This window comes from Nonomuraea sp. NPDC001636 (assembly GCF_040298265.1).
Taxonomy (GTDB): Bacteria; Actinomycetota; Actinomycetes; order Streptosporangiales; family Streptosporangiaceae; genus Nonomuraea.
On record NZ_JBEOZT010000002.1, the window covers coordinates 272,569 to 296,790 of the forward strand.

Sequence of the window (24,222 nt, forward strand, 5' to 3'; positions counted from 1 at the left end):
ATGGGTGCATGCGTGTTGTGGTGATCGGCAGCGGGATCGTCGGGGCGAGCGCGGCCTACTACCTGAGCGGCCGCGGCGTGGCCGTGACCGTGGTGGACCGCGGCTCCCAGGGCCAGGCGACCCAGGCGGGCGCGGGCATCGTGTGCCCCTGGGTGGACCATCCGGAGGACGACTCCTGGTACCGGCTGACCAGCGAGGGCGCCCGCCATTACCCGAGGCTGGTCGAGGCCCTGGGCGAGGACATCGGCTACGCCAAGGTCGGCGCCCTGCTGGTGGCGGAGGATCCGGTCGATCTCGAACCGGTGCGGGCCCTGCTGCGCCGCCGCTACGCCGACGCGCCCGAGATGGGCGAGGTCACCGACGTGCTGACGCCGTCCGACCTGTTCCCGCCGCTGTCCGACGACCTGAGCGCCCTCCTGGTGCCGGGCGCCGCCCGGGTGGACGGCAGCGCCGTACGCGACGCGCTGCTGCGCGCCGCCGTCGCCCGGGGCGCCGAGATGCTGCGCGGCAGCGCCGTCCTCACCCCCGACGGCCAGGTACGCCTGCACGCCGCCGACGAGGACATCCCGGCGGGGAGCGGGCCGCAGTGGGCTCAGCCGGGGCCCGGAGCCGGCGCGGTGAGCGGCCGGACCGCCTCCTGGCGCCAGGCCGCTCCGCTCGCGCCGGACCACCCGCCGTCCGCCACCGGCGACCTGGCCGACAGCCCTCTTGAGGCGTCCGCCGAGGGACCGGTCGGCGCTGCGGGCGACGCGCCCTTCGGCGGCCCTCCGGACGGCTCCCCCGGGGGTCCCACCCTGGCCTCCGAGCCCGTCCCGCCCGTGGTGGAGCCGATCGTCCCCGTCCCACCGGCCGAACCCGTCGCCCCTTCCGCGGCCGAACGCGTGCCCGCCGGCGAGGGCGTCCCGCTGGAGGCGGACGTCGTGATCGTGGCGGCCGGGGCGTGGACGGGCGAGGTGTGCCGTCCGCTCGGGGTGGAGCTGCCGGTGTTCCCCCGGCGCGGGCAGATCCTGCACGCCACCCTCGACGGCGTGGACACCGCGTTCTGGCCCATCGTGCTGCCCAGGAGCGGGCCGTACCTGCTGGGGTTCCCCGGCTCGCGGGTGGTGATCGGCGCGACCGTGGAGGACGTCGGGTTCGCGCCCCGGGTCACGATGGGCGGGCTCGAAGAGGTGATCGCGGCGGGGTTGCGGGTGGCGCCCGGCCTGGTCGGGGCGACGGTGTCGGAGACCAGGGTCGGCCTGCGGCCGGTCAACGCCCCCGGCCCCGCGCTCATCGGGCGGCTCACGCCGCGGGTGGTCGTGGCGACGGGGCTGAGCGCGTACGGGCTGACGGCGGGCCCGTTCACCGGCGAACTCGTCGCCAAGCTGGCCCTCGGCGAACAACCCCCCATCGACCTCACCCCCTACGCACCCCGCACCACCTGACCCACGGGCCTGCCCATGGACGCGCGCGGAAGGAAGGCGTCCATCGGCCGCCGCCCCAGAGCGTTCCAGCGGGACGACGCCGCACCCACCGCAGGCCGCAGGCGAACGCCTCGGCCAGGCCGATGGCGGCGCTGACGTCACCCTTCATCGGGCGGCCCAGGAACGACAGCGGCCGGCGAAGCCGTGCCGCGGGCCATCCAGGACGGGAGCGGCCATGCGGAGCCGCTCCCTATCCGAACCGCAGGCCGACCCATGACGAGATTGTCCAGATGGCGTCCCGAATCAGGACCAGCGCGGCCAGGCCGCGCCTGAATGGCGGCTATAGCGGTAAGTAGGCGTTAGTCCGACCCCGGCATGATCCAGACGGCACTGCGCGGATATGGTGGATTTCTCCCCACCGTGATCTCGTGGGGAGGCCGCGTTGCCGCTGCTCGCGCTGCTGATCGTCCTGCTGCTGGCCGCCGGATGCGCCTCCGCCCCGGAACGCAAGGAAGGGCCCGAGCGCCCCACAGAGCGGGCCGTTCCCGCCGTCACCCCTCCGCCGCGCCCCTCCATCCCCGCGCCGATCCCCCTTCCCGCCGAGCACGTCAAGATCCCGTACGCCGCGTCGGGCTCGTACGCCGTGGTGCCCGGCGGCGCGCCCGCCCGAGACGGGGAGGGCGAGGTGGTGCGGTACCTGGTGGAGGTCGAACGCGGCCTGCCGATCGACGGGACCGTGTTCGCGGCGGCCGTGCACCGCACCCTCAACGACCCGCGCGGATGGGCCCGCTTCCAGCGCGTCGACCACGGCCCGGTACGGGTGCGGGTGGCGCTGTCCAGCCCGGGGCTGACCGTCAGCCAGTGCCTGCCGTTGCACACCGGCGGCACGTTGTCGTGCTGGAACGGGACGCGCTCGGTCATCAACGCGCTCCGCTGGGCCGACGGCGTCCCGCAGTACGAGGGCGACCTGGCCGCCTACCGCGACTATCTCATCAGCCACGAGGTCGGCCACAGCCTGGGACACGGCCACCGCGCCTGCCCCGGCCCCGGCCTGCCGGCTCCGGTGATGGTCCAGCAGTCGAAGTCGCTGGGCCGCTGCCATCCGAACCCGTGGCCCCACCCGGAACGCCGCCCGGACGAGCGCCGCGACGCCCTGGCCCGCAACCCCTGACGGAAGGCCGTCCGCAGGAAGCCGCGAACTCCTACTCAGAAGGGCTCGCGGAGGTGGGACTCGCGGCGGGAGGGCTCGGGGCGGCAAGCGGAGTGGAGGGAAGTCCGGCGCCTGGGCCGACGCCGCGCAGCAAAGTGTCCACCAGCCGCCCCGCCAGCGCCTCCGGCTCGCCGTCACGGCTCTGCGCCGCCTCGTGGATCAGCGCGTAGTACACCCGGCGGGCCCACTCCGGCTCCACGTCCTCCCGCAGCACCCCGGCCGCCCGCGCCTGCTGGAACAGCCGGTCGCACCTGGCCTCGACCTCGGAGTGCACCCGGGCCACCTCGGCCCCCGCCGACGGCCCGCGGCTCATCGCGAACCCCCAGTCGATCTTCACCCGGAGCACGTTCGCCGTCACCTGGTAGAGCGCGACCAGCGGCGGCGCCTGCTCGGGACGGGCGGCGTCCACGGCGGCGGCGAACTGCCGGGTGGCCCACTCGGCCATCGCCTCCACCAGCGACTCCCTGGAGGCGAAGCGCCGGTGGACGGTCGTGCGCGCCACCCCGGCCGCCTCGGCGATCTGCTCCATGCTGGCCGCCGGGTTCCTGCTGAGCACCCGTTCGGCGGCCTCCAGGATCGTCCGGACGGTCCGCTCCGCGTCGGACCGCAGGGCCCGTGTCGTCCCACTCACACCTCAGAGGGTACAGGACAGTACCCCTTCGATTCGAAGTTGCGTCATCCGTGTTGCAAGTTCTAGAGTGATCGCATCACCGCTGATGCAAGAAGGGCGATTCACATGGACATGCGACTCACCGGCAAGACCGCCGTCGTCACCGGGGCGAGCAGGGGGCTGGGGCTGGCGATCGTCGAGGCGCTGACGGCCGAGGGCATGCGGGTCGTGGCCGCGGCCCGCACGCTCTCCCCCGAGCTGGAGCGCACCGGCGCGATCACCGTGACGGCCGACCTGTCCACCGCGACAGGCCCGGCTGAGCTGGTCGGACGCGCGCTGGCCGAGCTCGACGAGATCGACCTCCTGGTCAACAACGTGGGCGGCGGCGACGGCGGCCAGGGGCAGCTCAACGGCTTCCTCGGCTTCGACGACGACGCCTGGCGCCAGTCGTACGACCTGAACTTCCTCAGCGCCGTGCGGGCCACCAGGGCCGCGATGCCCAGCCTGTTGCGGCGGGGCGGCACTGTGATCAACATCTCGTCCAACGGCGCCCGCGTGCCACACATGGGGCCGGTCGTGTACACCACCGCCAAGGCCGCGCTGACGGCGTTCGGCAAGGCCCTGGCCGAGGAGTTCGGCCCGCGTGGCGTGCGGGTCGCCACCATCTCCCCCGGCGCCTCGCGCACCTCGATGTGGGAGGCCCCCGACGGGTACGGCGCCGCCCTGGCGGCCTCGCTCGGCATGGAGCACGAGCAGTTGCTCGCGGGGCTGCCGTCGGTCACCGGAATGACGACCGGTAGGTTCGTCGAACCGGAAGAAGTCGCCTCCTTGGTGACGTACCTGGCCTCGCCGCACGCCGGGAGCGTGAACGGCGCCGACTACGTCATCGACGGCGGAGCGATCAAGACGGTATGAACTATCGCGATATATCGTAGAACGGGAACACCGGGGAATCCCGCCCGGTTGGGCGGGATGGACATCATCTCCAGGGGAGTGTGGGCAATGGCAGGAATGCGGACCGCACGGCGGATCCTCGCGGGCGGCGCGCTCGCCGCCGCGGCCGGGTGGGCGTTGCGCGGGATACCGGCCGAGCTGGGCGTGCGGCCTTTGACGTCAGGGCCGGACCGGGTGAGCAGGATGCGGCGCTCGCCGCAGTTCAGGGGCGACACGTTCGTCAACCCGATGTCGGAGCCGACCGCCCTGATGACCACGCCCCCGGTGGGCCTGCTGGCCGAGCTGGCCAGGAACAAGGAGCAGCGGCATCCCGCCGGTCCCATCCCGCTGCGCCTGCCGCCGTCCGGCCCGCCGCCGGCCGACGGCCTGCGCGCGGTCTGGTACGGCCACGCCTCCACCCTGGTGGAGATCGAGGGCAGGCGGGTGCTGTTCGACCCGGTGTGGAGCAACCGGGTGTCGCCGTCCCAGCTCGTCGGCCCCAAGCGGCACCACCCGCTGCCGGTGGACATCGGCGACCTGCCGCAGGTCGACGCGATCGCGATCTCGCACGACCACTACGACCACCTCGACATGGCCACTGTGCGCTCGCTCACGCGCACCCAGAAGGCGCCGTTCCTGGTCCCGCTGGGCATCGGGGCGCACCTGGAGCGGTGGGGCGTGCCGCTGTACCGGATCATCGAGCTCGACTGGGACGAGGAGGCCGAGGTGGCGGGCCTGCGCTTCGTCGCCACCGCCGCCCGGCACTTCTCGGGGCGGGCCTTCACCAGGAACGACACCCTGTGGGGCTCGTGGGTGGTGGCCGGGCCGAGCAAGCGGGTGTTCTACGCCGGCGACTCGGGATACTTCCAGGGCTACCGGGGCATCGGGGCCGCGCACGGGCCGTTCGACCTGACGCTGATGCCGATCGGCGCCTACAGCCCGGCCTGGCCCGACATCCACATGAACCCGGAGGAGGCCGTCAACGCCCACCTCGACCTCGGCGGCAAGCTGCTGCTGCCGGTCCACTGGGCGACGTTCACGCTGGCGCTGCACCCCTGGGTCGAGCCGGTGGACCGCCTGTGGCGGGAGGCGAAGGCGCGCGACGTCGAGATCGTGGTGCCCCGGCCGGGCGAAGGCGTCGACGTGACCGCCGTCCCATCCGTGGACGGCTGGTGGGAAACCCTGGGATAGCCCTCCCGTCCACGGACGGCTGCTGGGAGACCCCGGGACAACCGTCCCATCCACGAACGGCTGATGGGTAACCCTGGGGACAACCGTCCCGTCCACGGACACCGGGTGGGAAACCCTGGGGACAGCCGTCCTGTTCACGGACGCCGGTGGGAACCCCTGGGACGGCCGTCTTGTCCGGGTGACGCCGGGTGTGGGGGGCCGTACGGCCCCCTACAGTCATGGGGTGAGCAACATGGAACGTGACCCCCGCGAACTCCGCTGCGCCGCCGACGGCGGCGACCGGAGCGAGGTGCTGACCGGACGTGAGGTGCCGCTGGGCGGCCCGCGCGCGATGCGGGTGAGCAGGACGCTGCCCGGCGTGCACCGGCGGATGATCGGCGCCTGGTGCTTCGTCGACGCCTACGGCCCCGAGCCGGCGCTGATGCGCGTGCCACCCCACCCGCACACCGGCCTGCAGACGGTGACCTGGCTGCTCGCGGGCGAGGTGCTCCACCGCGACAGCGTCGGCAGCCTGAGCCGGGTGCGTCCCGGCCGGCTCAATCTGATGACGGCCGGGCGCGGCATCTCGCACTCGGAGGAGTCGCCCGGCACGACGTTGCACGGCGTGCAGCTCTGGGTGGCCCTGCCGGAGGCCCACCGGCGCACGGCCCCCGCCTTCGAGCACCACGCCACCCTGCCCGTGTTGTCCGGCCCCGGCTTCGACGCCACCGTGATCATGGGCACGCTCGGCGGCGTGACCTCGCCCGCCACCACCTACACCCCGCTGGTGGGCGCCGAGGTGACGGTCGACGGCACGGGCGAGGTGCCGTTCGACCCCGCCTTCGAGCACGGGCTGCTGCTGCTCGACGGCGAGATCGAGCAGGCCGTGCCGGGGGCGCTGCGCTACCTGCCGCCGGGCGCCGGCACGTTGCGGCTGTCGGGCCGCGGGCGGGTGCTGCTGATCGGCGGCGAGCCGTTCGGCGAGGAGATCGTCATGTGGTGGAACTTCGTGGGGCGCTCCCACGAGGAGATCGCCGCCTTCCGGAAGGAGTGGGCGGAGGGCGAGGGCTTCGGCGCGGTCGAGGGCTTCGACGGCGAGCCGCTGCCCGCCCCGGCGCTGCCCTCCATCCGCCTGAAGCCGCGCGGACGGGTACGTCCCGAGACGCGCTAGTAGACCGAGATGTGCGGATGGTCGAAGTGGTTGGCCGTCGTGCCGCCGCGGTTGGACATCGTCCGCCAGGTGCCCGTCCTGGCGTGCCAGATGCGCTGGCGGTAGATGATGTACATGATCCCCAGGCGCCGGGAGTTCTTGATGGCCCAGTCGGCGATCTCGTAGCCGCGCTTGACCTCGGCCGCCGACGGCATCGCGCCGCCGTGGCTGAGCATGAAGTCGCAGGCGCGGCCGAGCGGGTGCTCGCCGCCGTCCTGGATCGTCCGGTAGCAGCCGATCCCGAACGGCACGACGAACCGTTCCTTGATCAGCGTCTTGACCAGGCGCATGCGGGGCGTGATGTTCTCGGAGCCGTCCGGGAGCTGCGGCACCCACGTGCCGTCCGGGCGGCGCACGCCCGGGGCCGTGTAGAGCCTGTCGATCCGGTCCCTGATCTTCTCGATCAGCTTCTCGGCCTTCTTCTTGCGCCCCTCCAGGTCGGCCACCGCGGTGCCGAGCTCCTCGGCTCGGGCGGCGGCCTCCTGCTCGGCCTTGCGGCGCTCGTCCCTGACCTTGGCGTAGCCGCGCAGCCGGGCGTCCTGGACGTCGATCAGGTGGCGGCTCAGCGCCAGGCGGCTCAGCAGCGCGTCCGGGTTCTGGCTGCCGGTGAACAGGGCGATCTGGTTGGGTTCGCCGCCGATGTACTGGGCCACGGCCAGCGTCCTGAGCTGGAGTGACTCCCGGTCGTAGACCTCCTGGGCGGCGGCCAGCCGCTCGCGCGCGCTCTTCTCCGTCTTCTCGGCCTGCTGCTGGGCGCGGCGGCTGTTGTAGTACTCCTCGATGAGCCGGTCCGACTCCTTGCTCAGCGCGGCCAGCTCCTTCTTGAGCTGCTTCACCGAGGGTTTGGGGGCCGCACGCCCGGCCGAGGCGTTGCCGGCCGTCAGCGTCAGCCCGACGAGCACGGCGACCACGGCCCGCGCCACGTGGCCCACGGCGGAGGAGGCGACCGCCACTGTCCTCCTTAGCCTGAGCCGCAGGGCGAGTTCCGGTCAGGAGCTAATCAGAGTCCGGGACGCCCTCTTTCCGACGCTGATAGTAGGGGATCAAGCATCATTCCCCGCAACTCATGACTTTTCCTTACTGCGTGATTTTCGAGCGCGTCTGACCGCGATGCGGCCTCCGACCAGGGCCGATCCCGGCACCACGAGCATGCCGAGCAGGCTGGAGCCCAGGCCGACGTCGAGGTCGGCGTCCAGCAGCCCGCCCTTGCCGCCGAGCAGCGAGCCGCCGAGCGACAACCCGACCGAGACGGACAGGAGCGGTTCGTGGCTCTTGGCGGGCGGCTTGGTCGAGGGCTCCGGGGCGGGGGCGCTCGTGGCGGGCGGCGCGGGCGGCGCGGACGACGCAGGCCCCGCGGTCGGCACACCGGGCACCGTCGGCATGCCCGGCACAGTCGGCCCGGTCGGCTGCCCGCTGGCCCCGGCGGTGGCCGTCACGGGCGGCGAGACCGTCCCCGACCCGCTCGGCACGGCCAGCTCCGGATCAGGCGAGACGGACGGCGTCGCGAACGAGCTCTCCGCGGACTCCGGCGGCATCGCGATGCCGCTGTCGGGCGAGGGCGATCCGCTCCAGATCACGAACGTCGACGCCACCGCCGCCGCCGTCGCCAGCACCAGCCCGCCGGTCACCGCCAGCTTGGCCGGCGGCGCGAAAGAGCTGCGCACCACGCTGGTGCCCGTCGCGACGCCGTTCTCCGCACCGCTCCTGCCGATGATCCCTCCGCCGAGGCCCTCGCCCGTCCCCCCGCCGGTCCCGGCCGACGGCAGCAGCGCGGCGAACGGCATCGCCAGCACGGCCAGGCCCGACCGCCCGCGCAGCTCCCACCCCGCGCCGTACGTCCCGCGCGCCACCTCCTCCAGCTCGGCCAGGAACGCCTCGGCCGAGGCGGGCCGGTGGGCGGGGTCCTTGGCCAGGCCGTGCTCGACGAGGCCGCGCAGGCGTCCGTCCACCTGCTCCAGCGGGGGCGGCATGTGCTGGTGCTGGAAGGCCAGGGCGGCCAGGTTCGCGGCGGTGAACGGGCGGCGGCCGGTGAGGCATTCGTAGAACACCAGGGCCGCGGCGTACACGTCGCAGGCCGGGCCGGCCGGGGCGTCCTCCCACTGCTCGGGGGACATGTAGGCGGGGGTGCCGGCCAGGGCACCGGTCTCGCCGAACCGGGCCGCGACGCCGAAGTCGACCAGCTTGCTGTCGCCGTCCGGGGTGACGATGACGTTCTCGGGCTTGAAGTCGCGGTGGGCCACCCCGCGCCGGTGCGCCTCGGCCAGGCCGAGCAGGGCCCCCTTCAGCAGGGTGAGCGCGGCCTCCACGCCGGTGCCGCCCTCGGCGGCGATCAGGCGGCGCAGCGTGACGCCGTCGACCAGCTCCATCACGATCGCGGACGTGCCCCCGGCCTCGACGTAGTCCAGCAGGCGGGCGGTGTGGGGGCTGTCGATCTCGCCGATGACCCCGGCCTCGGCGCGGAACCGGGCGGCGAACTCGCCGTCCGCGAGCAGGGCCTCGGACAGGTGCTTGATCGCGACCGGTAAGCCGTCGGAGTCGCGGACGGCGAGCATGACGCGGCCGGTTCCTCCGTGACCGAGTTCCCGGATCTCCGTGTAACCGGGAACAGCCATGTCGGGCCCTCCTGACCGGATAAAGATCCTTATGTCAGGACGCTAGCCGAAGGTAACTCGCCGTGTCGAGCCCCTTCGCGCGAGTAACCGCCCCCTGTCTCAATCGGTATTTTTCCTACTTCCTATAGTAGGTCCGTGGCTCTCACCGATCATCTGCGCGAATGGCTCGGGGCCTGGCCGCCCACGGGAAACCTCGACGTCACGGGCTCGCCGCTGCGCACGCTGCCCGCCTGGGACGGGCGCGTGCACCCGGCCGTGGGCGTCGGCACCCCGGAGGGGGCGATGTTGTCGGTGCCGCCCGAGCACGTCGCCCGGGTGCGCGCCGCGCGGACGCTCCAGGAGATCCCGGCGCTGATCGGATATGGGGATCGCGGCTGGTTCGACGCCGTCTTCCGGTGGACCACCGAGCCCGCGCCCCTGCCCGACGCCGGCGAGTGGGTCCCGGCGACGGACGACGCCGTCCCCGGATGGCTGCGCGTGTTCGGCGGCGAGGTGCTGGTGGCCGTGGACCCCGAGACCGGCGAACACCTGGCCGGGGTGGGCATCAAGCGGCACGACCGGTTCGGCCGGGAGCTGTCGGTGGTGACCGCGCCCGGGGCCCGCGGGCGCGGTCTGGCCAGACGTCTGGTGGCGCAGGCGGCGCGGCGGGTGCTGGACGAGGGGGCGGTGCCGACGTACATGCACGCGGTCAGCAACACCGCCTCGGCCGCCGTCGCCAAGGCGGCGGGCTTCCCCGATCTCGGCTGGACCGCCTTCGGCGTCGCCGAGAACTGACCCCTACGCCAAGCCGCACGAAGTGAGGGCAAAGCCACCCAAGGCCAGGCAGCCGAAAGCGCCAGACGCGAGGTCGGGCCCTGGCGCGGGGCCAGGCGGCCCGGGCCGCCTGGCGCGGAGGCAGACGGCCCGAAGCGTCGGACACGAAGTCGGGCCGAGGGAAGGGCCGGTCGTGGGTCGGGCCGTGGGAAGGGTCACGCAGCCATGAGCGCCAGACGCGAGGCCAGGCCGCGGGCAGGGGCACGCGGCCCGAAGCGCCAGACGCGAGGTCACGCCGCGGGAGGCGTCGGGCGCGAGCTCACGCCGCGGGAAAGGCGTGGCGCGCGAGGTCAGGCGGCTGGGATGGCTGGGCGTGGGGTCAGGAGGGCGCGGATGTTGCGGGCGGCGGTGCGGCCCGCGCGGTTGGCGCCGACCGTGCTGGCCGAGGGCCCGTAGCCGACGAGTTTTAGCCGCGGCTCCCGGACGACCCGCGTCCCGTCCACCTTGATGCCGCCGCCCGGCTCCCGCAGGCGCAGCGGCGCGAGATGGTCGAGCGCCGACCGGAAGCCGGTAGCCCACACGACGACGTCCGCCGCGGCCTGCCGCCCGTCCGCCCACTCCACGCCGTACGGGGTGAGGCGGCGGAACATCGGCAGCCGCTCCAGCGCCCCCTTCGCCATCGCCTCCCGCACGACGGCGCTGTAGCCGAGCCCGGTGACGCTGACCACGCTCTGCGGCGGCAGCCCGGCCCGCACCCGCGCCTCCACCAGGGCGACGGCCTCGCGCCGGGCGTCCTCGCCGAAGTCGTCGCCCCTGAAGACGGGCGGACGCCGGGTGACCCAGACGGTGCCGGCCGCGACCCCGGCCACCTCCGACAAAACGTGCATCGCCGAGGCCCCGCCCCCGACCACGACCACCCGCCGACCGGCGAACGCCGCCGGCCCGCGATAACCCGCGTAGTGCAGCTGCTCGCCCAGGAAGTCGCCGGCCCCCGGGTAGTACGGCCAGTACGGACGGGTCCAGGTGCCGGTCGCGTTGACCACGGCCCTGGCCGTCCACTCCCCCGCGTCCGCCGCCACGACCAGCCGCCCGTCCTGCCCCTCCCGGACGGCCGTCACCTTGACCGGCCGCAGGACCTCCAGCCCCACCCGCCGCTCGTAGTCGCCGTAGTACTCCGGGACGACCTCCGCCGCGGGCCGGTCACCGGCCGCCGCCACCCCGTCCGGCACGCCGGGCAGGTCGAAGATGCCGTGCACCTTGTCCATGGTCAGCGACGGCGACCGGTGCCGCCACGCGCCTCCGGGCCCCGCGGCCGCGTCGAGCACGATCGTCCCGATGCCGAACCGCCGCAGGAAGTACGCGCTGGACAGCCCCGCCTGCCCGGCCCCGATCACCACAACCTCGGTCGCCTCCACGGTCGAGTGCAACCCCGCACACCCGCCCACTCTTCCCACCGGCCGTTCCTGCGGCGGCATCGGGCCGTTCTGATGACGACCTCCGGTCAGCCCGGCTGCGATGCCCGGCCGGATCAGGCGGGTGGCGGCTCTGTCAGCGCCGTGGCGAACAGGGCGCGGTGGCGCAGGACGTGCTCGCGGTCAACGCCGTACAACACGTCGTCGCCGCGGGCGATGTGTGCGGCGAAGGCCCGGTGCCCCGCCGCCGCGCGGTCGCGCATGTGCCGTACGAGGTGTGCCAGCCGGTCGGCCGCGGTGACGGGCAGCGCCGGCCGGTCACCGTCGGCCAGGCCGTAGGCGTCGGCGAACAACCGCAGCCTGCGCGCCTGCTCCCCCACCGGATCGGCCCCCTCGTGACGGGGATCGCTCAGCGGGACGAACCGGTAGGCGGCGTAGGCGACGTCCCACACGCGCGGCCCCGGATGGGCGGTGTCGAAGTCGATCAGAGCCACCGGCCGCCCGTCGCGGAACACGCAGTTGTACGGCGCGACGTCCCCATGGCAGATGACCTCGGCGGGTTCGCGCGGCGGGAAGTACCAGGCGGCCCCGGCGGCGGGCGGGAAACCCTCGGTGGCGTCGTGGTAGCGGCGCAGCAGCCGGGCGACGTCGCCGAGGGCCTGGTCGGAACGGGCGTAGTCGGGCAAGGGATGGCCGGGCACCTCGCCGGGGACGAAGTCGAGCACCTCCCGGCCCTGGACGTCGATCCCGTGCCCGGCCGGCGCGCCCGTGAAGCCGCGGGCGGCCAGGTGGGCGAGCAGCGCGTGCACGGCCGGCGTCCACGGGCCGGTCGGGCGGCGCACGGTGGCACCGACCCGCACCACCTGATTGACGCCGCCCCCGGTCAGCAGTTCCCGGTCACCGCCACCATCGGTCAGCGACTCCTCGTCACAACAACCAGTCAGCAGTTCCTCGTCATGCTCGGACACGCCCGCCATCTTCGCATCCCGGCGCGCACCGGCCACCGCCGTGGAGCCCGGCCCCGCCGGGAGGCGTCAGCGGGCCCTGAACGCGACGGCGGTCGTGGAGGCGATCGCCGTCACCAGGACCACCATGACCAGGACCGTGCCGAGCGGGTTCTTGCGCCGCGGCGGCGCCTGGACCTGCTTGACCCGCTTGCGCACCGCCACCGCCGGGGTGGGCCTGGGCGTCGGCGTGACCTCCTGGACGGGCACCCGCACCGGAGGCGCCACGCGCACCGGCCGGGGCGTGGGATGGCGCACCGGCCTCGGCGTGTGCGGCGGAGTGGGCGGGGGCGTAGGGCGGGGTGTCGGCCGCGGCGACGAGCGTGGCGGCGGAGGCGGCGGCGGGGACGGGCGGACGTGGCAGTCGCCCACCTCGACGCTGCCGGTCGGCCCGTACACGCACACCGAGCCGGGGCCGATCGACACGCGCGGCGCGGGGACGCCGGTCCGCGGCGCCCGCCCGCCGGGCCGCGTCGACACCGACGCCCGGGGCTCGGGAGCGTCCCAGATCTGCGCATTCGGGACCGACACCCGGGGCTCCGGAGCGTCCCAGATCCGGGCACCCGGGACGGACACCACCGGCCCCGGGTCGTCCCAGATCTGGGCGCCCGGCACCGAGACCACCGGCCCGGTGCGGCCGTCGCGCCCCCGCCCGCCGTGGATCGTGATCTCCGGGCTCGGGAGCTGCGACGGACGCACGCGCACGGTGCCGGGCGCCGGGGATTGCAGGTCGGCCGCCGCCGGGCCGGCCGCGCTCGCGGCGAGGAGAGCGGCGGCCAGCAGCAGCGGCGCGCGCCTGACGCCCACGGTCACATTCCCCCGGCGATGCGGGAGAACTCCTGCAGCGCGCCCTGGAACGCCTGCGGCCCGACCGCCAGCGGCCCGGCGAAGGCGTGGGAGATGTCCCAGGTCAGATAGGTGCCGAAGCCGAGCATCGCGGCCATCGCGAGCAGCGGCAGGACCGCCAGGCCGCGTGGCCGCGCGCCGGCCAGGTAGGGGAAGACGACGACCAGCAGGCCGGTGAGCACGGTCAGGAACAGCAGCCCCTGGGGCGGGGTGGCGGCGGCGTCCATCGAGCGCTGGGAACGGGCTGAGGCGATCGCGGCGACGCGTTCGAGCACGGCGTCACGGGCGTCCTTGTCGTCGTCGGTCTTGGCGTCGACGGCGCTCACCCGGCTGCGCATGGCGTCGAGCCGGGCGGCGCCGACCGGGTCCATCCGGCCCTCGGCCATCAGCGGCCACTCGTCTCTGACCACGAAGGTGACGTAGTCGCGCAGCGCGGTGCGGACCGTCTGCTGAGCGGTGCCGGGCAGGTCGGCCGCGGCCCAGTAGGCGTCGATCGCGGCCTGGCTCTCGGCCTGGGCGTTCTGGCGGGCGGCGTCGGCGGTGGTCCAGGGCACGATGATCGCGATCGCGAACACCAGCAGGAACAGGGCCGACAACATCGACCCGGCGTGACCGGCCGAGACCCCGTCGGGCTCGGCGTCCTCGCTGCCCTTCTTCGTGAGCCGGAACACCAGCGCGGTGAGCGCCACCACGCCCACGGCCGCCACGATCGAGAGCGTGTACGCCAGCATGAAGATCTCCCAAATCTTCTCGAATACACAGTGTTACATGACTATCACACTATGCAACGCTGGTGTCAGCTACCGGCAGGTAAAGTCGCGGCAAGCGTGTCGGCCACCGACGGAGCGGGCACCGGGCGGCGCCGGAGGGGTCGAGAACCTGCTCGCGCAGGGGTCCGGGGCGGCGCCGCCGCTGGACGGATCGTTGATCATGACCGGGTGTTCTGACCAAACGTCCAGCCGGTCGGTGATGATCCAGAAAAATGGTGACTATGGACGGCGTGAATCTCAACGGCCGTAAATTCGTGATGGTGAGCTCGACGGCGAGCACGGTGGACCCCGACAGCCCGACGGAGTTCCTGTACTGGGAGGCCGACGGCGTGGTGTGGGGCAGCTACACGGGCGACACCGTGACCCACGGCCGCTTCGTCGGGATGCGCGACGGCGCCGACGTCTCCATCTCCTACGCCCACGCGCTCAAGGCGGGCGGCAAGGCGGGCGGCCAGAGCAGCAGCCGCGTCGAGCAGGGCGAGGACGGGCTGCTGCGCCTGGTCGAGGAGTTCCGGTTCGACGGCGACGACACGCTGCACGTCAGCGTGTGCGCCGAGGTCCCGGCCTCCTGACCGGCCCTCCGCCGGGAAGCCGGAAGCCCGGGGGCCGAGCGGCCCGAAGCGTGCGACGCACCGGCCAGCCGGCCACCCGGCGGCCCGGCCACCCGGCGGCTCGGCCGCCCGGTCAACCCGGCCGCCGGGCGACCCGGCGGCCCAGGGGGCGACACCCAGCCCTCCTTCCGGAGGACAGCGCCCACCGTCCTGATCGGGGGGCGGCGCCCCACCGTCCTGATCGGAGGGCGGCGCCCCACCGTCCTGATCGGAGGGCGGCGCCCCACCGTCCTGATCGGAGGGCGGCGCCCCACCGTCCTGATCGGAGGGCGGCGCCCGACCGTCCTTGGCGGAGGGCGGTGGCTAGCCGTCCTTGCGGAGGGCGGCGCGTCCCTCGGCCGCGCCGACGAAGCGCATCATGCCGAGCGGCACGTCCCCTTGCGTCTCCTGGGGTGTCCGCCGCGCGGGACGGGAGGCGTCCCGGTCGGACGGCAGCACGTACGGCCGCCGGAGCACTTCGTCCAGGATGAACACGGTCTCGGTGGCCTTGACCGCCGGGATGTTGGCCAGGCGGTCGGTCACCATGGCGTGCACGGCGGCCACGTCGGAGACCCGTACCTGGATCATGGCGTCGTGCTGGCCGGTGGTGATCGCGCAGTACTCGACCTCGGGCATCCGGGCCAGTTCGGCCCTGAACTGCTTCCACATCTGCTGGCGCACGGTCACGAAGATCAGCGCGGTGATGCCGAGCCCGGCGCGCACGTGGTCGATCTCCGCGGTGAAGCGCTTGATCGCGCCGTCGGCGCGCAGCGCCTCGAAGCGCGTGTAGGCGTTCGCGCGGGAGATGCCCACCCGTTCGGCCAGCGCGGCGACCGAGATCCTGCCGTTCTCGCGCAGGACCTCAAGGATCTTCATATGGACGTCGTCCAGTTCGAGACCGATGCCGATCCGTCCAGGCTGACCGCTGCCGCTGGCACCATTTCTGGAAATATCACTCATCATTACACCTCGACCATTTATATCCGTCTCGCGGACCGCACATGACCTGGACGTTCTGCCGGACAATCCTCGACATCCTTCTCCCGAACGTCCAATTTGGAGGACCCCATGGCGACCCGCTCGCAGACGGCGGCAGTGCTGCTCGCCGGTGCGCTCGCCCTCGCCGCCTGCGGAAGCGGCGGCACCTCGCAGACCCCGGCGGCCTCCGGTGGCGGTGGGAAGACGCTCGTCATCGACACGTCGTTCGACCTCAAGACGGCCGACCCCGGCCGCACCTACGAGCCGACCGGGCTCATCGTCGGCAAGGCCGTCTACGAGACGCTGCTCACCTTCGACGGTTCCGACGTGACCAAGCCGGTCCCGGCGCTGGCCGAGTCCTACGAGCTGAGCGAGGACGGCAAGACGCTGACGCTCAAGCTCAAGAAGGGCCCCACCTTCGCCGACGGCTCGCCGATCACCGCCGACGACGTGGTGTTCTCGCTCAACCGCGTGCGTGACATGAAGGGCACCCCGTCGTTCCTGCTGGACGGCGTCGAGGTGGCCAAGACCGACGACTCGACGATCACGCTGACGTCGAAGGCGCCGAACCCGGCGCTGCCCTACATCCTGCCGAACCCGGCGCTGGGCATCCTCAACAGCAAGGTCGCCAAGGAGCACGGCGCGACGGCCGACGCCCAGGACAAGGCCGAGCAGTACCTGAACGCCTCCTCGGCGGGGTCCGGGCCGTACACGATCGAGTCGTTCAACGTGAGCAGCCAGGTCACGCTCAAGGCGAACCCGAAGTACTACGGCACCAAGCCGGCCTACGACAAGGTCGTCATCCGCAACGTCGAGGCCGCCACGCAGAAGCTCAACGTGCAGCGCGGCGACAGCCAGGTGGCGCTGAACCTGTCCGGTGACCAGGTCACCAACATGCCCTCCACCCTGCAGGTGAAGAAGACCGCCTCGGCGAACGTCATCTTCCTGCTGGCCAACCAGGACTCGGGCGTCAGCAAGACCACGCCGAACGCCAAGTTCGTCGAGGCCGTGCGCAAGGGCGTCGACTACGCGGGCCTGCTGGAGCTGGCCGGCGAGGGCTCGACGCAGGCGCCGGGCGTGATCCCGTCGCAGCTGCTCGGCGCGCTGCCGCCGGAGCAGGCCCCCAAGCGGGACGTCGAGGGCGCCAAGGCGGCCCTGGCCGCCAGCGGCGTGTCGAACCCGACCGTCAAGCTGGAGTTCCCGAGCGAGCTGACCGTCAACGGCCTGTCGTTCCAGCCGCTGGCCGAGCGCATCCAGGCCAACCTCAAGGAGGTCGGCATCACGGTGGACCTCCAGCCCGCGCCGGTGACGACCGCGCTGGACAACTACCGCAACGGCAAGGAGGAGATGGGCCTGTGGTACTGGGGCCCCGACTACCCGGACCCGAGCGACTACCTGGCCTTCGCGCCCGGCAAGACCGTGGGCCTGCGGGCCGGCTGGAAGGAAGGCGCGGCCAAGGAGATCGAGGCGGCCGCTGACAAGGCCGCGACCGCGATCGGCGACGAGGCCCGCAAGACGGCCTACGCCGACCTGCAGACCAAGCTCAACACCTCCGGCCCGTTCGTGCCGCTGATCCAGCCGAGCCAGAACATCGTGTCGGCCGCGTCCGTGACGGGCCTGGAGTACCACCCGGTCTGGACCGTGGACGTCGCCGACCTCGGCGCGAAGTAAGGAGACCGGCAGGTGTCCGACAACCCGGGCGCGGCGGGCTCGCCGCCGCGCCCCGGCGCCGGCTCCCCGGTCGAGACGGCCGCCGCGGGCACGCCGCGGCGGCGGGGGGTGCACCCGCTGGCGCGCTTCCTCATCCGGCGCATCCTCATCGCCGTGCTGCTGGCCTGGGGCATCACGCTCGTCACGTTCCTGCTGACGAACCTGGTGCCCGGCGACCCGGTGGCCGCCAACCTGGGCCAGCGGGCGCTGGGCGACCCGGCCATCGTGGCGCAGTGGCGCTCCGAGCACGGCCTGGACAAGCCGCTGTGGCAGCAGTACGGGATCTATCTGCAGGGTCTGGTCCAGGGGGACCTGGGCATGAGCCAGCAGAGCCACCGCCCGGTCAGCCAGGACCTGGCCGAGTTCGTCCCGGCGACGCTGGAGCTGGCGGGCGCGGCGATCCTGATCTCGCTGGTGCTGGGCGTGGCCTTCGGCGTGGTCGCCGCGCTGCGCCGGGACCGGCTGTCCGACCACGTGCTGCGGCTGGTCAGCCTGATCGGCATCTCGGTGCCGACGTTCTGGCTGGCGCTGGTGGCGTTCTACGTGTTCTTCTTCCGGTTGCAGATCACGCCGGGCAGCGGTCGCGTAGACGCCGCGCTCGGCTCGGCGCCGGCGGTGACCGGGCTGCAGACGATCGACGCGCTGCTGGCGGGCCGGTGGGACATCTTCACCTCCGCCGTCGGCCACCTGATCACGCCCGCGCTGGTGCTGGCGCTGTACACGATCGGCCTGCTGACCCGCTTCACCCGTTCGGCGGTGCTGGAGGTGCTGGGCCAGGACTACGTCCGGGCGGCCCGCGCCAAGGGGCTGCCGGGCCGGGTGATCCTGTTCCGGTACGTGCTGCGCTCGGCGCTGGTCCCGATCATCACCGTGGCCGGTCTGGCCTTCGGCAGCCTGCTGTCCGGCACCGTCCTGGTCGAGGCGATCTTCGCCTGGCCCGGCGTCGGCCAGTACGCCTACAAGAGCGCCACCAGCCTCGACCTGCCCGCCGTGATGGGCGTCGGCCTGGTCGTGGGCGTGGTCTACCTGGTCATCAACCTGATCGTGGACGTGCTGTACGGCGTCATCGATCCCCGAGTGAGGCTGCAATGAGAGGCAAGGGTCTGCTGGGCAGGCTGCCCGAGGCGTGGCGGCAGCCGCTGGCCGTCGCGGGCGCCGTCCTGGCCGTGGCCTGGCTGGTGATCGCGCTGGCCGCGCCGTGGCTGGCGCCGCACGACCCGCTGGCCCAGGACCTGCCGCGGCTGGCGCCCCCGGGGCCCGGCCACTGGTTCGGCACCGACCAGCTCGGACGCGACATCCTGAGCCGCGTCATGTACGGCGCGCGGGTGTCGATCCCGCTGACGTTGCTGCTGGTCGTGCTGTCGGTGCTGGTCGGCGGCCTGCTGGGGGCGTGCGCCGGGTACTTCGGCAAGTGGGTCGGCGAGACGATCATGCGGATCGCGGACCTGGTGTTCGCGTTCCCGACCGTGATCCTGGCCATGGTGGTGGCCGCGGCGCTGGGCGCGAGCCTGGGCAACGCCGTGCTGGCCGTGCTGGTGGTGGCCTGGCCCGCCTACGCCCGCGTCACCCGCGGGCTGGTGCTGGGCGTGCGCGAGCGGGAGTTCGTGCTGAGCGGGCGGCTGCTGGGCTTCTCGGTGTGGCGCTCGCTGCGGGTGGACGTGCTGCCGAACGTGACCGGCCCGATCCTGGTGCTGGCCACGCTCGACATCGGCACGGCGCTGCTGCTGCTGTCCGGCCTGTCGTTCCTGGGCCTGGGCGCCAAGCCGCCGTCCCCCGAGTGGGGCGCGATGGTGGCCTCCGGCGTGGAGGTCTTCGACAGCTGGTGGGTGGCGACGTTCCCCGGCCTGGCGATCCTGACCGTGGTGCTGGCGTTCAACTTCCTCGGCGACACGCTGCGGGACGCGCTCGACCCGCGGACGGCCCGCGCGATCAAGGAGCGTGCGTTGTGACGCTGGACATCACCGGCCTGAAGGTGTCGATCCACGGCAAGGAGATCCTGCGCGGCGTCGACCTGAAGCTGGCCGCCGGGCGCGTGCACGGCCTGGCCGGCGAGAGCGGGTCGGGCAAGACGATGACCGGCCTGGCCGTGCTGGGGCTGCTGCCGCACGGCGCGCGCGTCTCGGGCCGGATCGGGCTCGGCGAGCGTGACCTGCTCACGCTGCCGCCCAAGGAGCTCAACCAGGTGCGCGGCGGCGAGGTCGCCATGGTCTTCCAGGACCCGGCGACCAGCCTGCACCCGATGCTCACGATCGGCCGGCAGCTCACCGAGCACATGCGCCACCACCTGGACCTGGGCAGGGCCGAGGCGAAGGCGCGGGCGGTCGAGCTGCTGGGCAAGGTACGCATCCCGGGCGCCGAGGAGGCGTACGGGCGCTTCCCGCACCAGTTCTCCGGCGGCATGCGCCAGCGCATCGCGATCGCCGTCGCGCTGGCCTGCTCGCCCAAGGTGCTGATCGCCGACGAGCCGACCACGGCGCTGGACGTGACCGTGCAGGCGGGCGTGCTGCGGCTGCTGCGTGGGCTCTGCGACGAGCTGGGCCTGGCCGTGCTGCTGGTCACGCACGACCTGGGCGTCATGTCGGCGGTCGCGGACGAGGTGAGCGTGATGAAGGACGGCCTGGTCGTGGAGACCGGGCCGCGCGGGCGGGTGCTGCGCGACCCCGAGCACCCCTACACCCGCGCGCTGCTGGAGTCCCTACCTGATTCTGCGCCTGATTCTGCGCCTGATTCTTCTGTGCCTGATCCTGCTCCGGACGTGGAGGGCTGATGCTGGACATCGAGGACCTGGTCGTCGAGCACCGCTCCCCCGGGCGTCCGGTGGTGCGGGCGGTGGCGGGGGCCAGCCTGACCGTACGGGCCGGCGAGGTCGTGGGCCTGGTCGGCGAGTCGGGGTGCGGCAAGTCCACCCTGGCGCGGGCGGTCTGCGGGCTGAACCCGGTCACCCACGGGTCGATCGCGTTCGAGGGGCAGCAGGTCACGCCGCTCGGCCTGCGGCGCAGGAAGCTCACGGGCATCCAGATGGTGTTCCAGGACCCGTACGCGTCGCTGAACCCGCGGCGCCGGGTGGGCGACCAGATCGCCGACGGCCTGCGCACCGCGGGCGACAGCCGTACCGACCCGGCCGACCTGCTGGAGCGGGTGGGCCTGCCGCGCGAGTTCGCCGGACGGCACCCCCACGAGTTCTCCGGCGGCCAGCGGCAGCGCATCGCGATCGCCAGGGCGCTGGCGGCACGGCCGCGGCTGCTCATCGGCGACGAGCCGATCTCCGCGCTGGACGCCTCCGCCCAGGCCCAGGTGGCCCGGCTGATGCGCGACCTCGCGGTGGACTCCGGGGCCGGGCTGCTGTTCATCAGCCACGACCTGTCGGTGGTGCGGCTGATCGCCGACCGGATCGCCGTCATGTACCTCGGCAAGATCGTCGAGGTGGGCGGGACGGCCGAGGTGTGGGACGACCCGAAACATCCCTACACCAGGGCGTTGCTGGGGGCCATCCCCAAGCCGGACGGCATGGGCGTGCTGCCCGCCGAGCTGGCCGGGGACGTGCCCGATCCGGCGAACCCGCCGGGCGGGTGCCGGTTCAACCCGCGTTGCCCGCTGGTGATGGAGGTGTGCCGCGAGAAGGAGCCGGACTTCGGGCCGGTCGCCTGCTGGCTGCACGAGCCGGCGTGAGCCGGCGGCACGCCGCGCGGGTGGCGGCCGTGCGGCGGGCGATGGCCCAGGAGGGCATCGACGTGCTGGTGTTGCGGCCCTCGCCCGACTTCCGGTTCCTGAGCGCCTCCCCCGAAGGCCCTCTCCCCGAAGGCGCCTTCCCTGAGGGCGTCCTGCCGGAGGATGCCGGGCCGGGCGTGTTCCTCGTGGTGACGGCCGACGCGATCGTCGAGACCCGCGATCCGGCGGGCCTGGTGCCCGCCTCCGCGCGCCGGGTCGGGGTGGACCCGGAGATGCGGGCGGCCGAGCTGTTCCGGCTGGCGATCGCCGCCGAGCTGGTGCCCGCCTCCGCGGTGCTGGCGCCGCTGCGGCTGCGCAAGGACCCCGCCGAGCTGACCGCGGTCGGCCGGGCGGTCGCGGCGGCGGAGGCGGTGCTGGCGCAGGCGGCCGAGCTGGCCTGGTTCGGCGCGACCGAGCGGGCGATGGCGCGCCGGCTGCGGCTGCTGGCCCTGGAGTCGGGCTGCGAGGAGGTGATCTCGCTGCGCGTGTCGGCGGGCGAGCACACCGCGCGGCCCGAGCACGTGCCCGGCGGGCGGGTGATCAACCCGGGCGACGCGCTGCTGGTGTCGGTGTGCGGCCGCTGGGACGGCTACTGCGCCGAGGCGGGCCGGGTGTTCGCCGTCGCCGAGCCGCCGGAGGACTACGAGGCGATGTACTCGGTGGTGCTGGCCGCCCACCGCGCGGCGCTGGCGGCGCTGCGGCCCTCCGTGCCGTTCGCGGAGCTGGTCAGGACGGTGCACGAGGTCATCGACGCCAGCGGGTACGGCCGCTTCGCCGCCCCGCACGTGGGCCGCGGCGTGGGCCTCGGCCACGACGAGGGGCCGCGGGCCGGCGAGAACGCGGTGTTCGCCCCCGGGATGACGGTCTGCCTGGAGCCGGCCATCTATGTGCCCGACCTGTTCGGCGCCCGGGTGGCCGACGTGGTGGCGTGCACGGCCGCCGAGCCGGTGCCGCTGGGCACGCGGCCGCACACCCTGCACGTCCTCGACCGCTGAGGCGGCCTGCGCTTACGCTGGGTGACGACGATCACCGGGGGGCGTCGTGGACCAGTTCGTGCTGCTCATGCTGGTGCTGCTGGGCGCGCTGGTCACGGTTCCGCTGGGTGAGCGGCTGGGGCTGCCCGCGCCGGTGCTGATGACGCTGCTGGGCATCCTGCTGGCGGTGCTGCCGTTCGTGCCGAACGTGGACATCCCGCCGGGCATCGTGCTGCCGCTGCTGCTGCCGCCGTTGTTGTACGCGGCGGTGCGGCGTACGTCCTGGCGGCAGTTCGCGGCGAACTGGCAGCCGATCTTCCTGCTCGCGGTGGCGCTGGTGTTCGTGACGACGGCGGCCGTGGCGGCCACGGCGCACGCGCTCGTCCCCGGCCTGCCGCTGGCGGCGGCGGTGGCGCTGGGCGCGCTGGTCGCGCCGCCCGACCCGGTGGCGGCCACGGCGGTGGCCGGGCGGCTGGGCCTGCCGCGGCGCATGGTGTCGCTGCTGGAGGGCGAGGGCCTGTTCAACGACGTGACCGCGATCGTGCTCTACCACGTGGCGGTCGCGGCGGTCGTGACGGGCGTGTTCTCGTGGCCGGGGGCGCTGGGCGAGTTCGTGTTGTCGGCCGGGGTGGCCGTGGCGGCGGGGTTCGCGCTGGGCTGGGCGGCCGGGAAGCTGATGGCGCTGCTGGGCGACGCGACGCTGCAGGTGGGCCTGTCGCTGGTGGTGCCGTTCGTGAGCTACGCGGTGGCCGACGAGCTGCGCGGGTCTGGCGTGCTGGCCGTGCTGACCACCGCTTTCTACCTCAGCGACCGCATGTGGGACGCCGACGACGTGTTCGGCAGGTTCGCCTCGTCCACGTTCTGGCAGGTGGTGGACACGCTGGTGACCGGGATCGCGTTCGGGCTGATCGGGCTGGAGCTGCACACGGTGTTCGGCACGGTCCACGGGCGGTTCGCCGAGGTGCTGTGGTGGAGCGCCGCCGTGGTGGGCGTCGTCGTGGTCGTGCGGCTGCTGTGGCTGCTGCCGGCCGCGTGGCTGGCCAAGAAGGGGCGGCGCGAGGACACCGAGGTGCCGATGAGCTGGCGCGAGACCGTCGTCATGTGGTGGGCGGGCATGCGCGGCGTGGCGTCCGTGGCGCTGGCGCTGGCCATCCCGCTGCGGATCCACGACGGGCGGCCGTTCCCGCAGCGGCCGGTGATCGTGTTCATCGCGTTCGCGGTCATCCTGGTGACGCTGGTGGTGCAGGGGCTGACGCTGCCGTGGCTGGTGGCACGGCTCGGCGTCAAGGCCGACACCGCGGCCGAGCGCGACCTGGAGAAGCGCCTGGCGATCCGGGCCGCCCACGCGGCCAAGCGGCGGCTGCGGGAGATCGACGAGGCCGAGGACCTGCCCGAGGAGGTGGTCGAGCTGCTGGGCCGCCGCATGATGGACCTCGGGCTGCGGATCAGCCCCGAGGCCGCCGACGACGAGCGGCGCGAGGCGTTCGAGCAGCGGGCGCGGCGGGCCCGGCTGGTGCGGCGGGTGCAGGAGGAGATGATGTCGGCCGCCCGGCAGGCCGTGCTGGACGCCCGCCGCGACCCGCGGGCCGACCCCCAGGTGGTCTCCCGGGTGCTGCGCGCCCTCGACGCCCGCAGCATGCGCTGACCAGCCCCGATCCGCCACCCGGAGGGTTGACGGTGTGTGATCGCGGGCCGCAGAGGGTAGTCATTTCCATATGCTGCGGATCGGCACGCTGGGCGCCGCCCCGTCGGTCGGCGTCGTGGCCTGTGGCTGGCACGACAGCGGTCCTGGCCCCTCCACCACCGGCATCAAGCTGATCTACACGCTCGGCGGCCCGCTGCCCGAGCTGCCCGGCCTGCGGATCGGGGCCGGGGCGCTCAGGGGCGCCGGACAGATCGCCGCCGCGCTGCTCCAGGGGCTCGACGTGGTGATCACCGAGCCCGCCTGCCCGGCCGCGCCCGTGGTGGCGGCCGGCATGTGGCACTACGGCTGGACCAGGCGCGACGTGTCCGCCCTCGCCGGGGCGACGGTCGCCGGTCTGGCGCTGGCCACGCAGCCGGGCGCGTGCGTGGCCGAGATCGGGCGCGACGGCACCAGCTCCATCGACGGGCAGATGCCGGCCGAGTCCGTACGGGCCCGCCTGGCGGCGGCGTTCTCCGGCGGCCGGTACCGCACGCCGGAGGTGACGGTGCCGCTGGAGGCGGTGCGGCTCAGCGAGGACACGCCGTGCCGGATCCTGATCGCGCGCACCCCCGGCATCGTCGTCTGAGGCCGTCCCGGGGCTGTGGGGCTCGGCGACGAAGAACCGCCGGCCTTTGGTGGCCCGGC

24 protein-coding genes and 1 pseudogene are annotated in these 24,222 nt (G+C 73.6%); 17 read left to right on the forward strand and 8 right to left on the reverse strand.

Going from position 1 to position 24,222, the window contains the following annotated elements; genetic code table 11:
- The first annotated feature begins 8 nt into the window (after window positions 1-8).
- Together ABT158_RS05030 and ABT158_RS05035 are read left to right on the forward strand one after the other, a co-directional pair.
- Window positions 9-1,424 carry an NAD(P)/FAD-dependent oxidoreductase gene (locus tag ABT158_RS05030; protein WP_352351009.1) on the forward strand — a complete coding sequence of 472 codons (1,416 nt, stop codon included), beginning with the start codon at window positions 9-11 and terminating at the stop codon, window positions 1,422-1,424.
- A 421-nt stretch (window positions 1,425-1,845) separates the two neighbouring features.
- Window positions 1,846-2,574, forward strand: coding sequence for a DUF3152 domain-containing protein (locus ABT158_RS05035; protein ID WP_352351011.1), 729 nt, complete (start codon window positions 1,846-1,848; stop codon window positions 2,572-2,574).
- Window positions 2,575-2,605: 31 nt separating this feature from the next.
- Here the strand turns inward: ABT158_RS05035 and ABT158_RS05040 are convergent, their stop codons facing one another.
- Window positions 2,606-3,244 (reverse strand): TetR/AcrR family transcriptional regulator, encoded by a 639-nt coding sequence (locus ABT158_RS05040; protein ID WP_352351013.1) that lies wholly within the window; start codon window positions 3,242-3,244, stop codon window positions 2,606-2,608.
- Window positions 3,245-3,349: 105 nt separating this feature from the next.
- Between ABT158_RS05040 and ABT158_RS05045 the strand changes: the two genes are divergently transcribed.
- The 3 genes from ABT158_RS05045 to ABT158_RS05055 all read left to right on the forward strand — a co-directional run bounded on the left by ABT158_RS05045 (window position 3,350) and on the right by ABT158_RS05055 (window position 6,497).
- Window positions 3,350-4,138, forward strand: a complete 789-nt coding sequence (locus tag ABT158_RS05045; protein WP_352351015.1) for an SDR family NAD(P)-dependent oxidoreductase — start codon at window positions 3,350-3,352, stop codon at window positions 4,136-4,138.
- Between the two features lie 87 nt (window positions 4,139-4,225).
- A complete protein-coding gene (locus ABT158_RS05050; RefSeq protein WP_352351017.1) occupies window positions 4,226-5,347 on the forward strand; it encodes an MBL fold metallo-hydrolase in 1,122 nt (373 codons plus the stop codon).
- A gap of 223 nt (window positions 5,348-5,570) precedes the next feature.
- Entirely contained in the window at window positions 5,571-6,497 is a 927-nt protein-coding gene (locus ABT158_RS05055) for a pirin family protein (RefSeq protein WP_502911477.1), read from the forward strand.
- On the opposite strand, the gene ABT158_RS05060 is transcribed toward ABT158_RS05055, so the two are convergent.
- Both ABT158_RS05060 and ABT158_RS05065 read right to left on the reverse strand, forming a co-directional pair.
- Complete coding sequence (locus tag ABT158_RS05060) at window positions 6,494-7,489, reverse strand: coiled-coil domain-containing protein (protein WP_352351021.1); 996 nt, start codon at window positions 7,487-7,489, stop codon at window positions 6,494-6,496. The genes ABT158_RS05055 and ABT158_RS05060 overlap by 4 nt on opposite strands.
- A 111-nt stretch (window positions 7,490-7,600) precedes the next feature.
- Window positions 7,601-9,148: a serine/threonine-protein kinase gene (locus ABT158_RS05065; RefSeq protein ID WP_352351022.1), complete on the reverse strand. Its 1,548-nt coding sequence runs from the start codon at window positions 9,146-9,148 to the stop codon at window positions 7,601-7,603.
- A gap of 135 nt (window positions 9,149-9,283) precedes the next feature.
- Here ABT158_RS05065 and ABT158_RS05070 point away from each other — a divergent pair, with 135 nt between their 5' ends.
- Window positions 9,284-9,922 carry a GNAT family N-acetyltransferase gene (locus tag ABT158_RS05070; RefSeq protein ID WP_352351024.1) on the forward strand — a complete coding sequence of 213 codons (639 nt, stop codon included), beginning with the start codon at window positions 9,284-9,286 and terminating at the stop codon, window positions 9,920-9,922.
- A 329-nt stretch (window positions 9,923-10,251) separates the two neighbouring features.
- Here ABT158_RS05070 and ABT158_RS05075 read toward each other — a convergent pair whose 3' ends face one another.
- The 4 genes from ABT158_RS05075 to ABT158_RS05090 form a co-directional block, all read right to left on the reverse strand.
- Window positions 10,252-11,328 (reverse strand): NAD(P)-binding domain-containing protein, encoded by a 1,077-nt coding sequence (locus ABT158_RS05075; protein WP_352351026.1) that lies wholly within the window; start codon window positions 11,326-11,328, stop codon window positions 10,252-10,254.
- 101 nt (window positions 11,329-11,429) lie between these two features.
- The gene (locus ABT158_RS05080; protein ID WP_352351028.1) at window positions 11,430-12,281 is read right to left on the reverse strand and encodes a phosphotransferase enzyme family protein; all 852 of its coding nucleotides are present in this window, start codon (window positions 12,279-12,281) and stop codon (window positions 11,430-11,432) included.
- Window positions 12,282-12,347: 66 nt separating this feature from the next.
- Window positions 12,348-13,124: a hypothetical protein gene (locus tag ABT158_RS05085; RefSeq protein WP_352351030.1), complete on the reverse strand. Its 777-nt coding sequence runs from the start codon at window positions 13,122-13,124 to the stop codon at window positions 12,348-12,350.
- Window positions 13,125-13,126: 2 nt separating this feature from the next.
- Complete coding sequence (locus ABT158_RS05090; RefSeq protein ID WP_352351032.1) at window positions 13,127-13,894, reverse strand: bestrophin-like domain; 768 nt, start codon at window positions 13,892-13,894, stop codon at window positions 13,127-13,129.
- 260 nt (window positions 13,895-14,154) lie between these two features.
- Between ABT158_RS05090 and ABT158_RS05095 the strand changes: the two genes are divergently transcribed.
- Together ABT158_RS05095 and ABT158_RS51275 are read left to right on the forward strand one after the other, a co-directional pair.
- Window positions 14,155-14,505 carry an avidin-fold protein gene (locus ABT158_RS05095; RefSeq protein WP_352351034.1) on the forward strand — a complete coding sequence of 117 codons (351 nt, stop codon included), beginning with the start codon at window positions 14,155-14,157 and terminating at the stop codon, window positions 14,503-14,505.
- A 186-nt stretch (window positions 14,506-14,691) separates the two neighbouring features.
- Window positions 14,692-14,826 (forward strand): annotated as a pseudogene (locus tag ABT158_RS51275) (hypothetical protein); the annotation flags it as partial.
- Window positions 14,827-14,847: 21 nt separating this feature from the next.
- Here ABT158_RS51275 and ABT158_RS05100 read toward each other — a convergent pair.
- Window positions 14,848-15,399, reverse strand: coding sequence for an Lrp/AsnC family transcriptional regulator (locus ABT158_RS05100; RefSeq protein ID WP_352351036.1), 552 nt, complete (start codon window positions 15,397-15,399; stop codon window positions 14,848-14,850).
- Between ABT158_RS05100 and ABT158_RS05105 the strand changes: the two genes are divergently transcribed.
- The 9 genes from ABT158_RS05105 to ABT158_RS05145 all read left to right on the forward strand — a co-directional run bounded on the left by ABT158_RS05105 (window position 15,400) and on the right by ABT158_RS05145 (window position 24,163).
- Entirely contained in the window at window positions 15,400-15,528 is a 129-nt protein-coding gene (locus ABT158_RS05105; RefSeq protein WP_352351038.1) for a hypothetical protein, read from the forward strand. It abuts the gene before it with no gap.
- Between the two features lie 63 nt (window positions 15,529-15,591).
- Entirely contained in the window at window positions 15,592-17,172 is a 1,581-nt protein-coding gene (locus ABT158_RS05110; protein WP_352351040.1) for an ABC transporter substrate-binding protein, read from the forward strand.
- A 12-nt stretch (window positions 17,173-17,184) separates the two neighbouring features.
- On the forward strand, window positions 17,185-18,303 hold the full coding sequence (locus tag ABT158_RS05115; RefSeq protein ID WP_352351042.1) for an ABC transporter permease: 1,119 nt from the start codon (window positions 17,185-17,187) through the stop codon (window positions 18,301-18,303).
- Window positions 18,300-19,160, forward strand: a complete 861-nt coding sequence (locus ABT158_RS05120) for an ABC transporter permease (RefSeq protein WP_352328927.1) — start codon at window positions 18,300-18,302, stop codon at window positions 19,158-19,160. The genes ABT158_RS05115 and ABT158_RS05120 overlap by 4 nt, the downstream gene beginning before the upstream one ends.
- A complete protein-coding gene (locus ABT158_RS05125; RefSeq protein WP_352351044.1) occupies window positions 19,157-19,978 on the forward strand; it encodes an ABC transporter ATP-binding protein in 822 nt (273 codons plus the stop codon). The genes ABT158_RS05120 and ABT158_RS05125 overlap by 4 nt, the downstream gene beginning before the upstream one ends.
- Window positions 19,978-20,880: an ABC transporter ATP-binding protein gene (locus ABT158_RS05130; protein WP_352351046.1), complete on the forward strand. Its 903-nt coding sequence runs from the start codon at window positions 19,978-19,980 to the stop codon at window positions 20,878-20,880. The genes ABT158_RS05125 and ABT158_RS05130 overlap by 1 nt, the downstream gene beginning before the upstream one ends.
- Window positions 20,877-21,914, forward strand: a complete 1,038-nt coding sequence (locus ABT158_RS05135; protein WP_352351048.1) for a M24 family metallopeptidase — start codon at window positions 20,877-20,879, stop codon at window positions 21,912-21,914. Before ABT158_RS05130 ends, ABT158_RS05135 begins: the two co-directional genes overlap by 4 nt.
- 46 nt (window positions 21,915-21,960) lie before the next feature.
- Window positions 21,961-23,538, forward strand: a complete 1,578-nt coding sequence (locus tag ABT158_RS05140) for a Na+/H+ antiporter (RefSeq protein ID WP_352351050.1) — start codon at window positions 21,961-21,963, stop codon at window positions 23,536-23,538.
- 70 nt (window positions 23,539-23,608) lie between these two features.
- Window positions 23,609-24,163, forward strand: coding sequence for an acyclic terpene utilization AtuA family protein (locus ABT158_RS05145; RefSeq protein ID WP_352351052.1), 555 nt, complete (start codon window positions 23,609-23,611; stop codon window positions 24,161-24,163).
- The last annotated feature ends 59 nt before the right edge of the window (window positions 24,164-24,222 follow it).